General features: G+C 69.9%; 12 protein-coding genes and 1 pseudogene. 4 read left to right on the top strand and 9 right to left on the bottom strand.

Annotated elements, in window-relative coordinates; all coding sequences use genetic code 11:
* Positions 1-197: 197 nt before the first annotated feature.
* The 4 genes from ABZX12_RS36600 to ABZX12_RS36615 are packed head-to-tail and all read right to left on the bottom strand — an operon-like array spanning position 198 to position 7519.
* A complete protein-coding gene (locus ABZX12_RS36600) occupies positions 198-3053 on the bottom strand; it encodes a glycoside hydrolase family 2 TIM barrel-domain containing protein (protein ID WP_355700042.1) in 2856 nt (951 codons plus the stop codon).
* Positions 3050-5041: a beta-galactosidase gene (locus ABZX12_RS36605; protein ID WP_355700043.1), complete on the bottom strand. Its 1992-nt coding sequence runs from the start codon at positions 5039-5041 to the stop codon at positions 3050-3052. The genes ABZX12_RS36600 and ABZX12_RS36605 overlap by 4 nt, the downstream gene beginning before the upstream one ends.
* A gap of 55 nt (positions 5042-5096) precedes the next feature.
* Positions 5097-6071, bottom strand: coding sequence for a LacI family DNA-binding transcriptional regulator (locus ABZX12_RS36610; RefSeq protein WP_355700187.1), 975 nt, complete (start codon positions 6069-6071; stop codon positions 5097-5099).
* A 5-nt stretch (positions 6072-6076) separates the two neighbouring features.
* Entirely contained in the window at positions 6077-7519 is a 1443-nt protein-coding gene (locus tag ABZX12_RS36615) for a glycoside hydrolase family 28 protein (RefSeq protein WP_355700044.1), read from the bottom strand.
* Between the two features lie 148 nt (positions 7520-7667).
* Here ABZX12_RS36615 and ABZX12_RS36620 point away from each other — a divergent pair, with 148 nt between their 5' ends.
* From ABZX12_RS36620 to ABZX12_RS36630, 3 genes are read left to right on the top strand one after another with little or no spacing between them, the layout of a single operon-like run.
* Positions 7668-9080 (top strand): glycoside hydrolase family 28 protein, encoded by a 1413-nt coding sequence (locus tag ABZX12_RS36620; protein WP_355700045.1) that lies wholly within the window; start codon positions 7668-7670, stop codon positions 9078-9080.
* Positions 9081-9091: 11 nt separating this feature from the next.
* Positions 9092-10516: a glycoside hydrolase family 28 protein gene (locus tag ABZX12_RS36625; RefSeq protein WP_355700046.1), complete on the top strand. Its 1425-nt coding sequence runs from the start codon at positions 9092-9094 to the stop codon at positions 10514-10516.
* The gene (locus tag ABZX12_RS36630; RefSeq protein ID WP_355700047.1) at positions 10513-11808 is read left to right on the top strand and encodes a glycoside hydrolase family 28 protein; all 1296 of its coding nucleotides are present in this window, start codon (positions 10513-10515) and stop codon (positions 11806-11808) included. Before ABZX12_RS36625 ends, ABZX12_RS36630 begins: the two co-directional genes overlap by 4 nt.
* A 22-nt stretch (positions 11809-11830) precedes the next feature.
* Here the strand turns inward: ABZX12_RS36630 and ABZX12_RS36635 are convergent, their stop codons facing one another.
* Both ABZX12_RS36635 and ABZX12_RS36640 read right to left on the bottom strand, forming a co-directional pair.
* Positions 11831-13063: a hypothetical protein gene (locus ABZX12_RS36635; RefSeq protein ID WP_355700048.1), complete on the bottom strand. Its 1233-nt coding sequence runs from the start codon at positions 13061-13063 to the stop codon at positions 11831-11833.
* A gap of 6 nt (positions 13064-13069) precedes the next feature.
* Positions 13070-15499: a pectinesterase family protein gene (locus ABZX12_RS36640; protein WP_355700049.1), complete on the bottom strand. Its 2430-nt coding sequence runs from the start codon at positions 15497-15499 to the stop codon at positions 13070-13072.
* Between the two features lie 181 nt (positions 15500-15680).
* Here ABZX12_RS36640 and ABZX12_RS36645 point away from each other — a divergent pair, with 181 nt between their 5' ends.
* Positions 15681-16685 (top strand): LacI family DNA-binding transcriptional regulator, encoded by a 1005-nt coding sequence (locus tag ABZX12_RS36645; protein ID WP_355700050.1) that lies wholly within the window; start codon positions 15681-15683, stop codon positions 16683-16685.
* 393 nt (positions 16686-17078) lie between these two features.
* Here ABZX12_RS36645 and ABZX12_RS36650 read toward each other — a convergent pair whose 3' ends face one another.
* The 3 genes and pseudogenes from ABZX12_RS36650 to ABZX12_RS36660 form a co-directional block, all read right to left on the bottom strand.
* Positions 17079-18788: a family 78 glycoside hydrolase catalytic domain gene (locus ABZX12_RS36650; protein ID WP_355700188.1), complete on the bottom strand. Its 1710-nt coding sequence runs from the start codon at positions 18786-18788 to the stop codon at positions 17079-17081.
* Positions 18786-19811: pseudogene (locus ABZX12_RS36655) on the bottom strand (alpha-L-rhamnosidase N-terminal domain-containing protein); the annotation flags it as partial. The pseudogene ABZX12_RS36655 and the gene ABZX12_RS36650, both read right to left, overlap by 3 nt.
* On the bottom strand, positions 19799-21511 hold the full coding sequence (locus ABZX12_RS36660) for a hypothetical protein (RefSeq protein WP_355700051.1): 1713 nt from the start codon (positions 21509-21511) through the stop codon (positions 19799-19801). The pseudogene ABZX12_RS36655 and the gene ABZX12_RS36660, both read right to left, overlap by 13 nt.
* Positions 21512-21543 lie beyond the last annotated feature (32 nt).

A 21543-nucleotide genomic window follows, 5' to 3' on the forward strand; every position in this document is an offset into this window, starting at 1 on the left:
TGGCCGCCGGGGGCGAGGACAGCCTCACGGCGCAGCACGACATCGTGCTGCGCCGTGAGCACGCCCTGGCCTTCGTAGCCTCCCGCTGGTGGCCTTCTCGCGGTACCCGGACGACAACCTCTACTACACCCGCCACCTGGAGTCGCCCGCAACCGCGGCGCAACGCGCCCCCTACATCGAGCGCCTCCAGGCGTACTTCAGATCCGCTGGAACGTCAGGCTGAAGGTGTACGGCGCTACTTCCAGCTGGTACTGGGGTGTGGCGGCCGGGCCGCAAGAGGCCGACCCGAGGCCGTTCTGGGCCAGGTCGAGGTTGAGGTAGATGTGGTCGCGGGGAGCGAGTTCGGAGCGGTGTCGGGCGTGCTCCAGGTCCTCAGTGGTCCAGCGGCGCGCGGTGAGCTGGAAGTACGGCGTTCCGTCCACCCGGAGACCGTTGCCGTCAGCATCGGTCAGTTCGGCCCAGCGTACGTCGATACGTGAGCCGTTCTCCTGCGGTACGACGTACGGCGTCTGCAGCTCGTCGACGGTGCCTGTGTACCGCCCGACACGCGCCGCCTCGCGGCTGTCGGCGTACGCCTCGCCCGGACCGCCGCCGTACCACTGCACGTTCTCCAACGTCTTGGGCAGCGTCATGCGTACGCCGACCCGCGGCCAGCTCCCGCAGCGCGGTGTGACGGCCGTGCCGCCCCACTCCCCCTCGGGCTGCACGTCAACGGTCAACTGGAGGCGACGCGCGTCAGCCGTCCAGCGGTACGTCGTACGCACGCCGACACCAAGCCCTTCAGGCGCCACGCGTGCACGCACGATCAGCTCGTTGTCCATCACTTCGACCGCATCCACGCGGTGCAGCAGGCGATCAAGCCCGGCGGCGCGCCACTCTTGGGTGACGCCGTTGCGCCCGCCCTGGCCGTTGTCGTTGTCGGTCGGAGCACGCCACAGGTCCAGCACCGGCCCGTCGACCGCCTGACCGAACAACCGCGTCAGCCGACCAGTACTCCGGTCGAACTCAGCCCCACCGAGCGACAGCACCTCCCTGCTCTCCACCACGGCAGCCGTCCCGGGCGTAGCTTGCTCAGCCGGCGGCTCCAGGGCGAACTGCGCCCACGCGACCTCATGCCCCGCCTCGGCCCATACCTGGTCCTTCGCCAGCACCGCTCGCACAGTCAGCATCTGCCCCACCCCAGGCACAAGAGGTGGGTCGACGGTGATGGACTGAGACGGCAACACCGGAGGCACCGAGAGAACGCCGGCGGCCAGCTCGGCCCCGTCTTCTTCGAGCACCCAGACGAACTCCAGGTCCGAGGTGTCCGTGAAGGTTCGCTTGTTGCTGATCGTCAGCGGATTCGGACCGGTGAAACGAACCGGTTCGATGACCTTCTTGTACTCGGTCAGGCCCGGGGTCGGGGTGCGGTCCGGGAACAGCAGGCCGTCGATGCAGAAGTTCGTGCCGTGGAGCCGCTCGCCGAAGTCGCCGCCGTACACATGGTCGGTCGCACCCGGCAACAGCAGGCCGTGGTCGATCCACTCCCAGAGGAAGCCGCCTTGGAGCCGCGGGTAGCGCTCGAGGATCCGCTGGTAGTCGGCCAGCCCGCCGGGACCGTTGCCCATCGCATGCCCGTACTCGGCGAGGACGAACGGCAGCGCGCGGCGGCGGGCCTCCAGCGAAGGGTGCCCGGCGGTCTCCTCCGGTACGTCCTCCGTCCGCGTGCCGATCGCCTCGAGATCCTCCAGCGGCGGGTACATCAGGCTGTAGAAGTCCGAGAACTCGTACGTCCGGTCCCGCTCGTAGAACAGCGCCCGCTCCGGATCGCGCTGCCGCGTCCAAGCCGCCAGCTCGCCGAAGTTCCGGCCGCGGTGGCTCTCGTTGGCCAGCGACCAGATGACCACGCTGGGATGGTTCTTGTCGCGTTCGACCATCCGCTGCATCCGGTCGAGCATCATCGGCGCCCAGTCCGGGTCGTCGGCCGGGTTGCCCCGCCAGTCGGCGTAGATGAACCCGTGCGTCTCGATGTCGCACTCGTCGATCACCCACAGCCCGAGCTCGTCGCACAGGTCCAGGAACGCCGGATGCGGCGGATAGTGCGCGGTCCGGACGGCGTTGACGTTGTGCTGCTTCATCAGCACGAGGTCCTCGCGCATCGCGTCCACCGTCATCGCCCGGCCGCGCCGTTCGTCGTGCTCGTGCCGGTTCACGCCGCGGAAGAACAGCGGCTGCCCGTTCGCGGTGAACAGCCCGTCCACCATCCGCACCGTCCGGAACCCGATCCGCAGCTCGACCGTCTCCCCCGGCACCTCGACCGTCGCGTCGTACAGCCGTGGCAGCTCGGCCGACCACGGCTCCACCGCACCGACCGTCACCGGCGCCCCCGGCTCCGCGACGACACCGAGCTCCGGTACCCGGACGACCGCGTCCGGCGCCGTGTCGACGCGCAGTGTCCCGGCGCCGGTCAGATGGTCGTACGACGCATGCACGAAGACGTCGTCGATCAACGGCCGCGCGAGCAGCGTCACGTCCCGGAAGATGCCGGGCAGCCACCACATGTCCTGGTCCTCGAGGTACGAACCCGACGACCATTGATGCACCCGGACGGCCAGCGTGTTCCGTCCCGGCCGCAACAGGTGGCCGACGGTGAACTCGCTCGGCAGCCGGCTGCCCTTCGCGGTGCCAACCTCGACGCCGTTCACCCAGACCTTGAAGCACGAGTCGACGCCCTCGAACCGCAGAACCGCGCCGTCGGCCGGCCAGTCGCCAGGCAGGTCGAACGAGCGGACGTGGTCACCGGTCGGGTTGGCGTCCGGCGCGTACGGCGGATCGATCGGGAACGGGAACGCCGTGTTGGTGTACCGCGGCCTGTCGTGGCCCTGCAGCACCCAGTGCCCGGGGACCTCCAGCTCACCCCAGTCCGGCCCGATCTCCGGTACACCGTCCGGCGCACTGTCCCAGAGCTTGAAGCTCCAGCGGCCGTTCAAGCAGATCCGCGGCCGCGACGAGCGCAACCACGCCCGCGGCTCCCGGGCCCCGGTGCTCGGCGTCAGATCCTCGTAGTACCTCACTGCGCCTCCTTGAAGACCTGAACGTCCCACGGCCCCAACTCGACTCGCCCGACAGGCACCGGCGGCGCGACGACAACCGAAGCGCCCGACCAGTTGTGCACGAACCACCATCGCTCCCCCGCCGCGTTCACCGCCGACAACGCGGTCACCGACGGAGCCCACAACCGCGACTCCCCGTACAGTGCCGCGGCGAGCGCAGGATCCGGCACCGTGCCGACATACGTCACCCGCCCGGCACCGAACCGCTTGGTCGTGACGATCGGCCGGCGACCGCCCGGATGCTCGTACGACGCCAGCACGTCGGCGTCCTCGACGAGCAACGTCTCCGCCCACCGCGTGGCGCATCCGTCCAACCCGCTCACCGGCATCGCGGCGTCCAGGTTCTCGAACTCGTGGTACGCCACCCCGGCGGCCTCCCGCAACCTTGCCGGAGCGACCAATGGCCGCGGCCGAGCCTCCAGGTCGGCGTATCCCGTTCGCGGACCGACGATCAGATGCCCACCGTCACGCGCGTAGTCGACCAACCGATCCAGCACAGCGTCCGAGGCCGCGTAGAGGCCGGCAGCAACCACGACCGGTGCCGGCAACGCGGCGTCGAGCCGCTCGACGGGGACCACGCCGGGCCGCAGCCCAGCATCCAGGATCCCGCTGTAGAACGCTTCGACGATCGTCCGGTACGACGCCTTGTCGGGCCCACCGCCCGCGGTGGCCAACGGCGGCTGGCACTGCATCGCCCAGTCGCTCTCGGTGGACCACAGCACCGAGACGTCGACATCGGGCGTGAGGTCGACCATCGACGAGCCGGCCGCCGCCAACTCCGGACCGACGGCGGCGATCTCCCGATACACGCGCCCGGGCTCCAGCCCGTGCCCGAGAATCCCGCCCCAGAACGTCTCCGCGCCATGGTGGATCGAGTGCCAGTGCCAGTACTCGACCATCCGCGCACCGCGCGACACCATCGCCCACGCGAGCTGCCGCAGCTGCCCGTCGTACGGCGGCCGGTTCTGGTGCGAGCCGCCGATCGAGGTCGCGTTGGTCTCGGTCACCAGGAACGGCTCGCCGCGCGACCCGTACACCCGGTCGGCGGCCAGGAACAGCTCGGACACACTCCGCCCGATCCACCCCGGCGCCAGCCGCGACGGCTCCGCCGGACGGGCGAGCCCGTCCTGCACCTCGACGTAGATGTTGCCCGCCGCAACGTCCAGCTGCGACGTCAGGTCCACGTCGGCCACCGCCGGCCGGTCGTACGCCAGGCAGGTCGTGACGAACTGACCCGGGCGTCGCAGCTCGCGCACCAGTTGCGCCTGCCACCCGATGAATTCCGTGGCCCGCGAAGCCTGGAACCGGCGCCAGGCCAGGTCGTACGACGGCGTGCTGTTCCCGTCCGGTCGCCACAACTCGGACCAGTCACTCAGCCGATGAGACCAGTAGGTCAGTCCCCAGGCCTCGTTCAGCGCCTCGACATCGCCATAAGTCCGGCGCAAGCCGGCCACGAAGTCGTCGAAGGCCGACGCGTTGTGCGCCAGCAGCACACCCGGCTCGTTGTCGACCTGGTACCCGATCACGACTGGATGGTCCCGGTACCGTTCCACGATCCGGCGCACCACCCGCTCCGCGTGGAAGCGGAACGCCGGCTGCCTGTAGTCGATCTCCTGCCGGATCCCCCACGGCACCGGTACGCCGGTCTGAGGCTCGGCTGCGATCTCCGGGTGCGCCCGCTGCAGCCACGGCGGTACGGCGTACGTCGGCGTCCCGAGGATCACGCCGATCCCGCGGTCGTGGGCCCCGTCGAGCACCGGGCGGATCCATTCGAGGTCGAAGACGCCGTCCCGCGGTTCCCAGGTCGACCAGACCGACTCACCGACGCGGACGGCGGTGATACCGGCCGCGACCATCAGATCCAGGTCGGCCGGGATCCGGTCACCGAGCGAACGGGGCAGATATTCCGGGTAGTAGGCCGTCCCCAGCACGACATGTGGCGGCAGCATGCGCCCACGCTAACCGACGGTCAGCCGCGCGTGCAATCGTTTGCATCCAGGGATTTCAGCGAATCCGGGCCCGTCGCCGAGCGGTCCCGGTGCTGGCCCGCACGACGAGCTCGGGAGTGAGCAGATCCGGCGCCGGCCAGTCGTCGCCGCCGAGCCGCTTGGTGAGCTGCTGCCACGCCAGCTCGCCCAGCCTCGCCCGCTCGTTGCGCAGCGACGTCAGCGGCGGCCGTGAGTACGCCGCGATCGGAATGTCGTCGTACGACGCGACCGACAGCTCCGACGGAACCTCGACGCCGTTGTCGTACATCCAGCTCAGCAACCCGATGCCGACCAGGTCGTTGAACGTGATCACCGCCGTGGCGCGACTGTGCAGGACGGCCGGGCCGGCGTCGTACCCGTGGTTGCCGGACCAGCCGCCGTCGACCTCGTCCAGCGTCACGTCGAGCGCCCGCGCCGTACGACGCAGCGTGCGGCGGCGCTCGCCGTCGGACCAGGACGACGCCGGTCCGCCGACGTACAGCACGCGGCGATGGCCGAGGCCGGTGAGGTGTTCGAGCAGCAACCGCGAGGCGGCGCGGTAGTCGATCGCGACCACGCCTGCGTTCTTCACGGTGCGGTTGATGCACACCACCGGCACCGGTAACGCCAGCGCCTTCTCCAGGCCGGCGCGGGTGAGCCGCGAACTGCAGAGCACGAGCGCGCCGGAATAGTCGACGAGCTCGTCGACGAGGCGCAGCTCCTCGGCCGGATCCTCACCGCTCTCACCGATCAGCAGGCGGTAGCCGCCTGCCCGCGCCGCGGCGTTCAGACCCTTCAGCACCTCGGAGAAGAACGGGTTCGCGAGGTCGGGCACCGTCACGCCGACCGTCAGCGGGCGGCCGAGCTTGAACTCCTGCGCCCGTTTGTCGGCGCGGTAGCCCAGCTGGCCGGCCACCGCGCGCACATGGGCGACCACCTCGGGCGAGATCAGGTCGGAACCGTTCAGCGCGCGCGACACCGTCGAGACCGAGGTGCCGGCCTCGCGTGCCACATCGATCAAGCGAACCCGCTCCGCCACTCTGTTCCCCTAATCCCCTCAGAAGCACCGATCCGAACGTTCCGGATCGTCACGTCGTCGGCGTACTGTACGACGGCTTCCGCCGCGACCTCGTCGAACCGGCTGTCGGTGATCGCCACCGAGGAGATGTGCTTGGTCTCCGCTCCCACGATGCGATAGGCCCGCTCGGCGCGGGCCACCCGGACCCGATCGAAGCGGATGCCGTGCACAGCGGGGAACAGCGACTGGTCGCCGCCTCCCTGGTAGCTGAAAGTGATTTCCAAAGGACGATACATCCAGGCCCGCGAATCCACGTCGCTGACGTCGACATTGCGGACGTGTCCGCCGCGGGTCGAGGTGGACTTCACGCACAGCAGCCATTGCAGATACGCCTCGTCGGCGGCCGGATCGCCCGGCGCAGACAGCCGCCGGACGAACACGTCCTCGATGCCGCCGCTCAGCTCGCTACCGACAGCGACCGCGGCGCCACCGCTGACGAAGGTGCAGTCCTCGACGATGATCCCGCGTGACGGCAGGCCGAGCCGGCGGCCGTCGGCGTCCCGGCCGGACTTGATCGCGATGCAGTCGTCATGGGTCGCGAACGTGCAGTCGCGGATCAGCACGTCGGTGCAGGACTCCGGGTTGCAGCCGTCGCCGTTCGGGCCGAGGTTGTTCACGGTGACGCCCTGCACGGTGACGTTGCGGCACTCGAGCGGGTGGATCGTCCACATCGGCGAGTCCTTGACCGTCACGCCTTCGATCAGCACGTTCGTGCAGCGGAACGGCTGGATGAAGCTCGGACGGAGGTAATGCCCTCCACCGAAGACGCGCTGCTCGACCGGGACCTGCTCGTTGTTCATCCGCTCGAGCTCGGCCCAGTCGGCGCGCTGATTCGGCAGGCCGGTGTGCCAGCCGTACTGACCACTGCCGATCAGGTACCACCAGTGCTCGTCGTCGCCGGCGCCGTCGAGCACGCCCTTGCCGGTGATCCCGATGTCGGTCTGCCCCTCGGCACGGATCAGCGACGAGTAGTTGTACACCTCGACGCTCTGCCAGCGGGTCCGGACGACCGGCAGGTACGCCGCGGGGTCGGTGCTGAACCGCAGCGTCGAGCCCTCCTCGAGGTGCAGGTCGACGTGACTCAGCAGGTTGATCGCACCGGTCTGCCACACACCGGGCGGTACGACGACATGTCCGCCGCCGGCCTCGTGACACGCCGCGACGGCGGCGGCGATCCCCGCGGTCGCGTCGGCCGGCGTCGCGCCGTACGCCGTGATCGGGAACCAGGCGTCGCGGAACCGCGGCGGGCGGATCCGCGACCGGATCAGGCCTTCGGCGCCGGGTTCGGCGGCGCCCGGATCGGCGGCCGCGGGCAGGCCGATGCCGGCAGCAACCACTCCTCCGATCGAGAGACCGAGAAGTTGACGACGGGAGGGACGCATGGGCGGAACACCTTCCTCAGACGCGGTTGAGGTAAAGCTTTGCCCGCAAGTATCCAAGAGATTCCACCCCGGTCAACCCCAGGCGTTGACACCCTCGCGGTCTGCGGGCACGATCGGTTGCAATCGTTTGCACGCTAGGAGGCCGCGGATGACCGCCCCTGTTCGTCGCCGTACCGTCCTGTTCGCCGGCGGAGCCGCTCTCGCCGGCGGATCCCTGCTCGGCGGCGGCACCGCCCCGGCCGCCGCCGCGCTCGTCCCGGAGGCGGCCGCCGACGCGCAGATCGCAGCCGTCCTGCGCCGGATCAGCCCGCCGCGCTTCCCGGACCGCTGGTACGGCGTGACCGATTTCGGCGCCGTCGGCGACGACGCCACCGACTGTACGGCGGCGCTGCGCGCGGCGATCGAGGCGTGTCACCGCAGCGGCGGCGGGCATGTCGTCGTACCGGCCGGTGACTACCGCACCGGCGCCGTCCACCTGCTGAGTCGCGTCGACCTGCATCTGGCGGCCGGCGCGCGACTGGCCTTCAGCCAGGATCCGGCCGCGTACCTGCCGGTGGTGCCGACGCGCTACGAGGGGACGGAGTGCTACAACTACTCGGCCTTCGTCTACGCCTACGGGCAGCGCGACATCGCGGTCACCGGCGCCGGCGTTCTGGACGGCCGCGCCGACGCGACGCACTGGTGGGACTGGACCGGCGGTCCGCCGCCCAACGAGGGGCCGGACAAGACGCTGCTGATCCAGATGGCCGAGGCCGGTGTCCCGGTCGAGGAGCGGGTGTTCGGCGCCGGTCACAACCTGCGGCCGAACCTGCTGCAGTTCAACCGCTGCGAGAACGTGCTGCTCGAGGGCATCACGGTCAAGGACTCGCCGATGTGGAACCTGCACCCGGTGCTCTGCCGCAACGTCACGATCCGCGGCGTGACCGTCGACAGCCCGGACGGGCCGAACAACGACGGCATCGACCCGGAGTCCTGCACCGACGTGCTGATCGAGAACTGCACGATCTCCACCGGCGACGACTGCATCGCGTTCAAGTCCGGCAAGGACGCCGACGGCCGGCGCGTGAACGTTCCCGCCCGGTACGCCGTCGTCCGCAACTGCGAGATGGCCGACGGGAACGGCGGCGTGACAGCCGGCAGCGAGACCAGCGGCGGGGTGCTGGACATCTTCGTCCGCGACTGCCGGATGAGCAGCCCGCACCTCGAGCGCGCGATCCGGATCAAGAGCAACCCGAACCGCGGCGGCACGATCGCGAACATCGACGTCCGCCGGGTCGCGGTCGGCCGGGCCGCCGACTCCGCGATCGAGATCGTGCTCAACTACGCCAACGTGACCACCGGCGCCTACCCACCGGACGTGCACGGCATCACGATCAGCCAGCTCACCGTGGCGTCCGCGCCGCGGGCCCTGAACCTGCTCGGCCTCACCGACGACCCGCTGCGCGACATCCACCTGCACCAGTGCCGCTTCGACGCGATCACCGAGGAGAACGTGATCGAGAACGTCGAGGGCCTGCGCCTGGACCAGGTCTGGATCAACGGCGCCCGCGTCGACAACTGAAGGAGCCCTCCATGAACGACGTGAGCCGAAAGAACTTCCTCCGCCTCGGCGCTGCCGCGGCCGTCACCGGCACCACCGGGATCCTGGCGGCCGGACCCGCCGCCGCCGACGGCGCGGGTGGGTCGGCCCTCGACGATCCGGGGCCTGGCTGGGGATATGTCAGCGAGATCGTCCGCAACACCCGTCCGCCGCGGTTCGCCGCCCGCGACTTCTCGATCACCACGTTCGGGGCGATCCCCGACGGCAGCACGCTCGCCACGGACGCGATAGCGAAGGCCGTCGACGCCTGCCACGACGCCGGCGGCGGTCGCGTCGTCGTCCCCGCCGGCACCTTCCTCACCGGCGCGATCCACCTGAAGTCGAATGTCAACCTGCACGTCTGCGCCGGTGCCACGCTCCTGTTCAGCAGCGACCCCACGCAATACCTCCCGGTCGTCCTGACCCGCTTCGAGGGCCAGGAGTGCATGAACTACTCGCCGTTCATCTACGCCCGCGACTGCGAGAACATCGCCGTCACCGGCAGCGGCACCCTGGACGGCGGCGCGACCTGGGACAACTGGTGGTCCTGGGTCACGCCCTCCGGCCCGGACGCCCGGACGCTGCAGCAGATGGCGGCGGACGGCGTACCGGTCGCGGACCGCGTGTTCGGCGACGGCCATCACCTGCGCGCCGCGTTCATCGAGACGCAGTCCTGCCGCAACGTGCTGATCGAGGGCCTGACGATCCTGCGGTCGCCGTTCTGGGAGATCCATCCGGTGCTGTCCCGCAACGTCACCGTCCGCGGCCTCACCATCGACAGCCGCGGCCCGAACAACGACGGCGTCAACCCGGAGAGCTCGCAGTACGTCCACATCCAGGACTGCACTCTGAACTGCGGCGACGACTGCATCGCGATCAAGTCCGGCAAGGGCGCCGACGGGCTGCGGATCAACGTGCCGTCGGAGAACATCCTGATCGAGGACTGCACGCTGAACATCCGGTACGGCGCGATCACGATCGGCAGCGAGATGACCGGCGGCGTCCGGAACGTGTTCGTCCGCAACTGCACGATCGGCAGCCCGAACCTGTACTTCGGCCTCTACATCAAGACCAACTCGGTGCGCGGCGGCTTCGCCGAGAACATCTACCTGCGCGATCTCGACATCTCGAACCTGACCAAGGAAGTCGTGTCCTGCAACTTCTACCGCAGCGAGGGCGACGTCGGCCCGCTGACGCCGCGGGTGCGGAACGTCGAACTGCGCAACGTGAACGTCGGGCACGCCCGGAACGCGTTCTCGATCTTCGGGTACCCGCGCTCGCCGATCCAGGACTTCCGGCTGATCGACTGCACGTACACCAGCATCGACGCCGCCAGTTCGATCCAGGACACCGAGCTGTCGTTCCAGAACTTCACTGTCAACGGTCAGCTGATCACCGATCTGGCACAGCTCACGTGACCGCACCGGATACCGCTCCCCCGGCAGGCTGGCCGGACGCCGATCGCATTCTGGCCGGCGTCCGGCCGCCGGCCTTTCCTGCCGTCGACTTCCCGATCACCGCGTACGGCGCAGTCGAGGCGAACGCCGGCCCCGGGATCGCTGCCGCGATCGCTGCCTGCCACGCCGCCGGTGGTGGGCGCGTCGTCGTACCGCCCGGACGCTGGCACACCACCGGGATCCGCCTGCTGTCGTCCGTCGACCTCCACGTCAGCGAGGGAGCGACGCTGCTGTTCAGCACCGACCCGGCCGACTACCTCCCGCTCGTCGAGACGCGGTACGAAGGTCTCGACCTGCTGAACCACGCACCGATGATCTATGCGCACGGCTGCACCGACATCGCGATCACCGGCACCGGCACGCTCGACGGCCAGGGGTCCTGGGACAGCTGGTGGCAGTGGTTCGACGAATGCGACGACGAGTTCCGGACGCTCCGCGAACAGAGCTGGTACGGCGTACCGCTCGAGGACAGGGTGCGGGGCACCCGCCTGCGGTCCAGCTTCGTCCAGCCGTACGACTGCGCCAACGTGCTGATCGAGGGCGTGACCGTGGTGCGGTCACCGTTCTGGCAGATCCACCCGGTGCTCTGCCGCAACGTGACGATCCGCGATCTGGTGATCGACTCGCAGGGGCCCAACAACGACGGCATCGACCTCGAGTCGTGCCGCTCGGTCGTCGTGTCCGGCTGCGTGATCGACGCCGGCGACGACTGCATCGCGCTCAAGTCCGGCCGTGAGGCGGACGGGCTCCGGGTCGGCGTACCGACCCAGGACGTGCTGATCGAGAACTGCGAGCTGCGGGTCAAGTACGGCGCGATCACGCTCGGATCCGATCTGACCGGCGGCGTCCGCAACGTCTACGTGCGGGACTGCCGGATCGGCGGGCCGTACTTCGCGCTGTACATCAAGACCAACGCGGTCCGCGGCGGCTTCGTCGAGAACGTGTACCTGCGCGACATCACGGTCTCCGACGTCCAGAAGGAGGTCGTCCAATGCAACTTCCACCGCGGCGAAGGAGAGACCGGCCCGCTCACGCCGTCCGTCCGGAACGTCGAGCTCCGCGGCGTGAAGGTGGAGCACGCGCGCAACGCGCTGCTGCTCCGCGGCTATCGGCACGCGCGGATCGAGGACTTCCGGCTGGTGGACTGCGCCTTCACCGTCGACCAGCCCAGCACCGTGCAGCACGCGGTGCTGAGCTTCGACGACGTCACGGTCAACGGCCGGCCGGTGAAGGACGTCCATCAGATCCGTTAGGTCCTGTCTGGTGATCCATCGCCTAGGGCAGATGCGCGCAGTGGACGTCGAGGTCCCACAGGATCACCGACAGCGCGTACGGGCTGATCGTGTGGTCGCCGTGGGTCGCGTCCTCGAGCAGCTCCCAGTGGCCGTTCGATTCGTTGCTCACCGCATCGGTCCCGATCACGGCGATCCGCTGCCGCACCGCCGCCTCGTACGACCGGTGGCCGACGCCATTGAAGCAGCACTCGTCGAACCGGTTGAGGATCTGCATCTGCCTCCGGTGCGGCCCGACGGAGGCGAGTGCGTAGAAGTCCGGGAAGTCGGCCAGCCCGTAGAACCCCGGCTGCATGTCGAGGCGCTGCTCCCAGTCGCCGCGGGTCGGGCTCGGCTTCGGCGACCCCGGCCGAACGAAGAACGGCAGCGAGCCGGCCGTCGGGTAGGACCGCGTGATCCGGGTGTCCAGCGCCGGGTACACGCTCGTCGCCCAGCCACCGCCGGACAGCCCGATCATCTGCACCGACGACGGACGGTACGTCGCCTGCACGTAGTTCATCGCGACCGCGAGCGGCGTCAGGAACAAGGCGAGCGGTGAGTACGTGGCCGAGGCCCACTGCGGCAGGTCGTTGTGCGACGGCTGCAGCTGCTTGGTCGGATCGGCCGGGTCCTGCAGCGTCTTCGGGTTCCAGTGGTAGAACGGCATCGCGAACAGCAGCACGGTGTACCCGTGGTCGAGCAGCCCCTGCGCGACCCGCTGCATCGTGTCCAGGCCCTCGCCGTGTCCGTTGTGGTAGAACGCGACCCGCCGGTGCGTGCTCTGCGTCGGCTCGAGCAGGAACACCGACGCGACGTACCCGAACTCCATCGCCACGTCGAGCTTGTCGAACCGCCGTACACCGGTGAACTCCGGTAGCTCCGGCGGTGCGCCGATGTCCCGCCGGACCGTCGGCAGCCCGGTCGGCAGGGCGCCGGTGTCCTTCCAGACCTGCGCCACCAGCTGCGGCCGCAGCGCGTCCGCGTCGGCGGCGGTGTGGATCTTCATCAGCTCCTCGACGTCCACCCCGACGACGACCTGCGGCAGCGTCTTGTACGTCGCCGCGTGGGCGGCCGCGATCTCAGCATTCACCGGCGCGACGGGGCGCGGAGCCGGGTGCGGCTGCACACCGCCCGCGGGGGCCTCCGTCGCGGCCGCGGTCAGCGGCCATCCGGTCGCGCTGCCGGCAGTCACGGCGAGAGCACCTCCGAGAATGGCCCGACGGTTGACGTTCTTCATCATGAATCACCTTTCGAGGCGGGGAACAACCGGGTGCCATCCGCCGAACACGAACGACGGGTCGCGCAGCTGCGCAGCCTCCTCGTCGCCGAGCTGCCGGGAGCACGCCAGTCGTGTGCTGGTGTCGAGCGGCCGGCCGGCCAGGTCGGTGCTGTGGTACTCCCAGAACCGGATCTGGCCGGCGGCCGCGCAGTCGTTGGGGCTGGTGATCTGCCAGCCGGTCTTTTTCACGTGGCTGTCCATCGCGGAGTCGACGAAGACAGCCTGGCTGGTCGGGAACCGGCTGAGCTCGGCACGCGCCAGGAACACGCTGTCGTCGGCCACCTCCGGCGCACGGGTCAGCCGCACCCGGACGAAGATGTTGCCGGGACCGTTGTCGATGTTGCGGACCTGGTTGTAGTAGCCCTCGTGCAGCGCCTTCAGCTCCGAGTCCTGCATGAACACGCCGCCGGTCCCCCAGACGAAGTCCACGTCACCCTCGACGTAGCTGTTCGTCACGAACGCCTGGCCTTGCAGGCGCAGGCTGTCCTGGTAGCCGAGGATACGGACCCGGGCGAGCACGATCCGGCTCCCGTTCCCGAAGAACGCCTCGGCCTGCGAGCCGCGGTACGGCGTGAGGTTCTGCACCGTCACGTCCGACATCGTGAAGTCGTCCGCGAAGACGGCCATCGCCGACCGCCAGCAGTTGAACCGGTCCGATTGCGGGATGACGCGGCGCTGGCAGTACGACTGCTCGGGCGGGACGTTGCCCATCGCGGAGTCGCCGTTCAGCAGGTTGTTGTTCGGGTAGCCGATCACGGTCCTGCCGGCACCCGCGCCGCGAATCGTCAGCCCGGGCTTGGTCGGCGGCACCCAGACCAGCTCGCGGTAGAGCCCTGGCGCGACGTCGATCGTCGCCTCGTGGCCCTCGCCTACGAAGTCGACCGCCGCCTGCACTGTGCAGAACTCCTTGCCGGGGCCCACGGACAAGCGCTCGTCGGTCCTGGGGTCGTGCCGGGTTCTGAATCGCCACTCGGTGGTGCCACGATCCCCGACCACGAACCCGGGATCGACAGTCACGGAGTACACCTGGCCAGGCTCGAGCCGCCGGTGCGGGTAGACCGTCACCGTCCGCCCGTCGACCACCACCGCCTGGTACATCCACGTGTGCAGCTGCCCGAAGTCCGTCTGCGCCTGCCCGACCGACCGCTGGTACGACGTGAGGTCCGCAAGGCTGATCGTGTCGACGACGTTCCCGTTGGCCGCGTGGATCTGCACCTTCCCGGTGACACCGAGCCTGACGGGCCCTTGGTAGGTGAGGGTCAGCGGCGTGTCCGAGCAGGTCGCATCTGCCAGACCCTGCGGCGCGAGTTGCGCCGTGCCGATGGGGCCGGTGGACCAACCGGTGAGGCGTTCGAGGACCGCGGTGAGTCTCGCGGCCGCGACCTGGTGGCCCTGGATGTTCGGGTGCGTGCCGCCGTTGAAGTCGTCCGGTCCGAGCCAACCCGTGGTGTCGACGTACACGATCTTGCGGTCGTTGGCCGCCGCGACCGCCGCCTTGATGTCGTCGGCGTGCGTGCCGTTGAACGGGCGCAGGGCAACGATCACCGTGCGCGGGTAGGAGGCGCGGATCTTGCTGAGGTAGGCGGCGTACGCAGGAGTGAACTGCGCGCTGTCGTACGCCGCGTCGTTCGTGCCGAAGTTGACGACGACCGCGCCGGGGTCGAAGCCCGTGGCGGGGAAGCCGGCGAGGTTCCAGCCGAACGACTCCGCGGCGGTACCGACGTTGCCGTGCCCGGGCTGCAGGATGCCCTGCTTGCCGAAGCCGACCTGGTTGGTGTCCGCGCCGAACGCTTCTCCGACCAGATGCGGGTACGCCTTGGTGCCGTCCGCGCAGTCCGTGCCGAGCTCGGCGCACAGGGCCATCACGCCCTGGGTGATCGAGTCGCCGTAGAACTCGATCCGGTGCTCGGCCGTCGTCGGCAACGGGATCAGCTTGGCGTCCGGGGCGAGCTCGATCTTCTTCAGCACGACGCCGGTCTGCAGCGGCACGTTCCAGCGGTTCTCGTACTCGTCGACGTCCTTGACCAGGATCTCGGCGGTGTGCGCGACCGCGGGATCCAGGTCGTCGGCGAACACCTTGTGGTCCGCGTCGACCTTGTGCAGCACCGGCGCCCCGCCGTCGATCGCGACGTACAACTGGGCCGGGACCGTGATCGACGCGGTGTCGAACAGGGCGCCCAGGTGCGAGCCGGTGAAGCGGAAGCGGACCGACGAGCCCGAGTTCACCGTGATCGCGACGTCGTCGTCACGACCCCAGTGACCGTCGAGCTCGATCCGCGGGTCGAACGGGCCGTACGTCGCCGGGTTCGCGGCGGCGGCCGGTCCGGCGGACACGGTCAGCAGCCCGGCTCCGGCGAGCACGACCAGGCACAGACTCAACAGACGATTTCGCACGGCGATCTCCTCGCGCGGACCGCCGCAACAGAAGGCCCGGGGCGGGGGGCGGGTAATCCTTTTCCTGGCAACCGTGACAGCGCCGCACGGTGACGTCAAGGGTTCGCCTCAGGAAATCGGGAAAAGGTTTACATCAAGCTGCCGGCAGCGATCTGCGCTGCGCGCATGGTCCAATGGAGCGGTGAGAAAGCCCGTTGCGAACCGCGCAGCTCGTGCGACGATCCATGACGTGGCGCGGCTGGCCGAGGTGTCGACGGCGACCGTGTCGCGGGTGCTGAGCGGCGGCAAGCCGGTGTCGCCGGAGGTCGCCGACCGGGTCCGAGTGGCCGCCCAGGACGTCGGCTACCGGCCGAATCCGGCGGCGCAGACGCTGTTGCGCGGCAGCAGCCGGACGGTCGGCGTCGTCGTCCCTGATCTCGGCAACCCCTACTTCGCGGAGATTCTCAAGGGCATCGCCGCCGAGGCGGCTGCGGACGAACACCACACGTTGGTGGCCGGCACCGAGGAGGACCCGGAGCAGGAGTACCGGTCCGCGATCGAGCTCGCGCGTTGGGTCGACGGTCTGCTGCTGTGCGCGCCGCGGATGAGCACGCCGCGCCTGCGCGAGGTCGCGGAGGCGGCCCGCCGGCTCGTCCTGATCAACCGGGTGCTGCGGCACCACGCCGTCGGATCGGTGGTTGTCGACTACCACCTCGGTGTGCGGGCGCTGTGCGAGCATCTCGCGTCGCTCGGGCACAAGCGGATCGCGTACCTGCAGGGGCCGACCGCCGCGTGGTCCGATCAGCAGCGGCAGCGCGGCTTCCGCTCGCCGGAGGCGTCGGGGCTCACGATCGTCCGGGTGGAGTGCGGTTCGACGCTCGTCGACGGGCGGGAGGCGGTCGAGGAGGCGCTGACCTACCAGCCGACCGCGATCATCTGCTTCAACGACCACGTCGCCGTCGGCGTTCTCAGCCGCCTGCGCGAACTCGGCCTGTCGGTCCCGCACGACATCTCCGTGGCCGGCATCGACGACGCCCCGATGAGCGCGCACACCGACCCCGGCCTGACGACGTACGCCGTGTCCACGGTCGAGCTCGGCCGCCAGGCGTGGGAACGCTTCACGCCGAAGGTCACCACCGCCACCACCCACGTCCGGGGCGAGCTCGTCGTCCGCGGCTCCACCGCCCGCCCACCCCGCCGCCGCTGACCCCACCCGCAACCCCCCCACAGCCGACCCCACGTCAGGCACCGACCCACACCAGACACCGTCCGCGCCGCCCCACCGCCCGACCACACCCCCGCCGCGGGCCCGCCTCGGCCGCTACATGCCGCCGTCTCACCTCGTGGGTTTACCCACGAGATGCTGGGTTTGCGACCCGAATGCAGCGCGCAAACCCAGCACCTCGGACGCCAACCCACCAACTGCGAGTTGCGGTGGAGCGCGAGCGGAGCCGCTCGCCCGTCGCCCCGACTGCCGCCCGCGCGCGGCCGCTAGATGCCAACCCACGAGATGCGGCGGGGTGCGGAGGTGCGGCGGGTGCGGCGGGGTGCGGGGGTGCGGCGGGTGCGGCGGTGGGGTGGAGCTGGTTCGGGTGGTGGGTCAGGCGGGGGCGGTGAAGTGGTAGGTGCCGGGGGTGGCGTGGCAGCGGGCGGCGGTTGCGGTGGGCTCGAGACGGGTCAAGCCTTCGGCCTCGGCAAGCGGCCGGCCGGATTCGCGACTGGCGTCTGGGCTCTTGGTGGGGATGTGGATCGTCGCTTCGGCGCCGGGTGGGACGGTCACGGCGAGCGTGAGGGTGCCGTCGGCGATCTCCCAGCGGGTCGAGACCCGGCCGGAGGGGATGTCGTACGACGCCTCGGCCCAGGTCAGCCGGCCGCCCGGGCACGGCTTGATGACGAGGTCACGGAAGCCGATCGACTCGGGCGCCTGGCTGATCCCGGCGACGTCGCCGTACAGCCATTCGCCGACCGAGCCGAGCGAGTAGTGGTTGAACGAGTTCATCGCGACCGGGCCGAACCCGCTCTCCTCGGTCCACCCGTCCCAGCGCTCCCAGACCGTCGTCGCGCCGTGCTTGATCGAATACCCCCAGGACGGGTAGCGGTCGTCGTGCAGCAGGTCGTAGGCCAGCTCGGCATACCCGTACCTGGTCAGGATCGGGCACAGCAACGCGACCCCGGCGAACCCGGTCGTCAAGGATCGCCCGCGGAGCTCGAGATCCGCGACCAGGTGCTTGACCGCTACCTGTTCGGCCTGCTCCGGCAGCAACCCGAACGCCAGCGGCAGCAAGTACCCGGTCTGGGTGTCGCCGCGGACCTTGCCCTCGGCATCGACGAACTCCGCGACGAACGCCGCCGCGATCTTCGTCCACAGCTCGCGGTACGCCGCTGCCTCGTCCGTCAGCCCGAGCACCTCGGCGGTCGCGGCCGTGAACTCTACGCTGCGCGCGAAGTACGCCGTTGCGAGGACGTCGCGATCGGTGCGCACGCCGACCTGCAGCCAGTCGCCGTAGTGACCGCTCGTGCGGTGCCGCCAGATCAGGTCGGGGTTGGCACGGCGCACGTAGTCGACCCAGCGCCGCATCACCGGCCACGCGGTCCGGAGCACCCGCTCGTCACCGTAGAACCGGTACAGCGTCCACGGCACGATCGTCGCCGCGTCCGCCCACGCCGGCGTGCCGTGCCGGCCGGTGATCACGTGCGGGATCACGTCCGGAATCGCGCCTTCGTCCGTCTGCGCCACCGCGAGGTCCGCGCACCAGTTCTGGAAGAAGGTCAGCACGTCGGCCTGGTAGGCCGCCGTGGGCAGGAAGATCTGCGCGTCGGCCGTCCACCCGAGGCGCTCGTCGCGCTGCGGGCAGTCCGTGGGGACGCTGACGAAGTTGCCGCGCTGTCCCCACCGGATGTTGCTGAGCAGCTGGTTGACGCCGGGATCCGAACAGTCGAACCGCCCCGCGACCGGCGTGTCGGAGTGCAGCACCCGCCCGGTCACGTCGTCGGCGGTCAGCTCGCCCGGATACCCGTCGACCTCGACGTACCGGAAGCCGTGCACGGTGAAGATCGGCTCGAAGAACTCCTCGGTCGCGCCGGCGCTGACGAAGTAGTCGGTGGCGTCGGCCGTCCGCAGGTTGGCGGTGTACAGCTCGCCGTCGGCCTGCAGCATCTCGCCGTGCCGCAGCCGGATCCGGTCTCCGGCGTCGGCGCCGCGCACCCGCAACCGCACGCGACCGGCGAGGTTCTGCCCGAGGTCGACGATGAAGCGTCCTGGCTCGAGCGCGGTGACCGCGACCGCCGGCACGTCCTCGGTGACGCGCACGGGGTCGGTCGTCGCCGCGATCAGCGTCGACACGTCACCACCGAGATCGCCGGCGGGCGCCCACTCGCTCGCGTCGTACCCGGCGCTGGACCAGTCGCCCAGCTCCATCCGCGCGTCGTGCGACTCCCCCATCAGCAGGTCGGCGAACCTGATCGGGCCGACGCGTTCGACCCAGCGGCCGTCGGTCGCAACCACAGCCTGCGAGCCGTCGGGATGATCGACGACGAGCTGCGCGAGCAGTTGCGGCTTCCTGCCGTAGTGGTGCGCGTGGCTGCGCGTGTCCCATCCCACGTACCCGGACCACCAGCCCTCGCCGAGCACGGCGCCGACCACGTTCTCGCCGGCGCGCAGCAGCTCGGTCACGTCGTACGTCTGCTAGGCGACGCGCTCGCGGTAGTCGGTCCAGCCCGGCGTCAGCTCGTCGTTTCCGACCCGCCGGCCGTTGGCGTGGAAGTGGTACAGCCCGTGGGCGGTCGCGTAGAGCCGGGCCCTGGTGATCGGTTGGGTCAACTCGAACGACCGGCGGTAGTAGCGCGGCGGCGCGATGGTCGCCTGCCGGACCGTCCGCGGCTCGGCGCGATCCACCGGCGGCTCGAAGTACGGATCGGTTTCGTAGTCGTGCTCGATCCAGTGCGCCTGCCATTCGTCGTCATGGAAGAGCCCGGTCGCGAACGTCGCCTCGGCCGACGACACGGCTCCAGCCGCGTCACGCACCTCGAGCTGCCACACGTAATCGGTCTGCGACGTCAGTGGGGCACCGCCGTGGTCGACCGACGTCGTCCGCTCGCTCCGCCACCCGCTGTCCCACACCTGCACGCCGTCGCGCAGGACGCGCACGCGGAAGGCGTCCTGCCGATCGCCACGCGTCGGCGACGCCAGCCGCCAGCTCAGCCGCGGTCGCGCCGTACCGATCCCGAGCGGGTCGGCTCGATGCTCGCAGCGCAGGTCGTACGCCGTCAGCCCTGGCAGCTCCGTCACGGCCGGCGCTTCGGACAGCACCCAGTCAGTTGTCACCAGGACCACTCCGTCTCGGGTCGATGCAGCTCGTACTCCCGCAGGCCGCCGGCGTGCTCCGGGCGGTCGCCGTACATCGGGCGGGACGTGCCGGGTGGGTCGATCCCGATCACGTCGTCACCTCGCCAGGTGGTCCGGAACTCGTTGCCGGCCGCAAGCTCTGTGGTGGTCTGCTCGACCATCGGGAACGTCACCACGATCCGCTCCCCCGGCTGCGGCTTCGGGATCGACAGGTAGCCGTCGGGCGCCCAGATGCGCTCGGCGCCGGTCCGCTCGTCGTCTCCGCGGCGGAGCTTCAGCCGCGCATATCCAGCCCAGTCGGGGATCCGGACGCGGAGCTCCTCCATCGGCTCGTTGACGTGCAACTCGACCTTGCCCTCGACCGGCAGGTGGCTGATCACATCGACCGCGTGGTGCCCGCGCGTCAGCAGCAGGTTGATCCGCCGCACCCGGTGGTCGCCGGTGACGATGCTGTTCCACGCCCAGAACAGGCCGCGGACGCCGGAGCCGACACAGCAGGCCTGCACGTCGTTGGTGTGGCCGCGGCCCAGCGGCACGTCGGACACGTAGTCGTTCGGAGCGCCGTATCCGCAGAAGGCGCCGAGCACGCGCTCGCCGACGTCCACGTAGGTCCGCCAGCCGGGCTCGTCCTGTGAGCGGTCGGGCGCGGACTCCACCCAGCTGACGTCCTGGAGTTGCGACGCGGCCAGGTGGTTGCGGACGAAGCGCTCGACGACCGGCCAGTACTCCGTGAGTCCGTTGCCGGCCAGAGTCGTGCCCAGACCAATGAGGTCGACGAGTGAACAGGTCTCATGCTCGTACTGCTGGTCGGCGAGGTCGCCCGGCGTCCAACCGAATCTGGTTGCCTCGCCGAGAACCCAGTCGTAGCTGCGGCGCACGAACTCGGTCAGTCCGTGGTCACCGGTGTGCCCGGCCAGTCGCGCCAGCCCCTCCAGCGTGCCGACGCGCGTGTGGAAGTGGCCGCTGCGGTAGGCACGGGCGGAGTTGAAGCTCCCGTCCGCGTTGAACACACCGCTCTTCTCCACGATCAGACGGGCGAACCACTCGCACAGCTCGAGCGCGTCGGTGTTGCCGGTGGCCTGGTGGTACCGCAGCAGCGGCATGATCAGGCGGCCGGAGAACGAGGCCGGGTCGGGCGCGAGGTGCAGATCGATCGCGTTCGACGACGGCCAGCCGTCCTTCGTGTACTCCGAGGCCGGGTAGAACCAGACGTCGCGCTCCTTGATCGCGATCCGCTTCAGCGCTGCCACCTGACGGTCCGCGGCCTGCCGAGCCTGTGGATCATCGGCGGCGACCACAGCGGTCGTCATCGCAAGGAGTGTGGCGCGCTGATCGATCAGATTCGCGTTCGGCAGCCAGTGGCCCTTGGGATGGACCTGGCGGTAGGTGAGACCGTCGTCGGCGAGCAGCGCGAACAGCCGCTGCCGGTAGCGGTCGGCGATCGCGTCCCACCGCGGGTCCCAGTCCTTGCCGCCGGTCATCTGCCGGGTGAGCAGGATCGCGTCGGTGAGCCGGCCGTGGCTGGAGCCGTAGTCCCAGTCGCCGTGGTCCATGCGGGCCGGGCGGGCCAGCAGGTTCGCACTGAAGAACGGGATGCCGTCCAGGTCGTCGTCGGCCAGTCCGGTCACCGCGTTCATCGCCAGCGCGGCCCGGTCCTCGAGCAGCAGTGTCGCGGGGATCGTCGCCATGAGGTAAACCTTTGCCTCCTCGGCCGCCGAAG

Source organism: Kribbella sp. NPDC003505 (genome assembly GCF_040610875.1).
In the GTDB taxonomy this organism is placed as follows: domain Bacteria; phylum Actinomycetota; class Actinomycetes; order Propionibacteriales; family Kribbellaceae; genus Kribbella.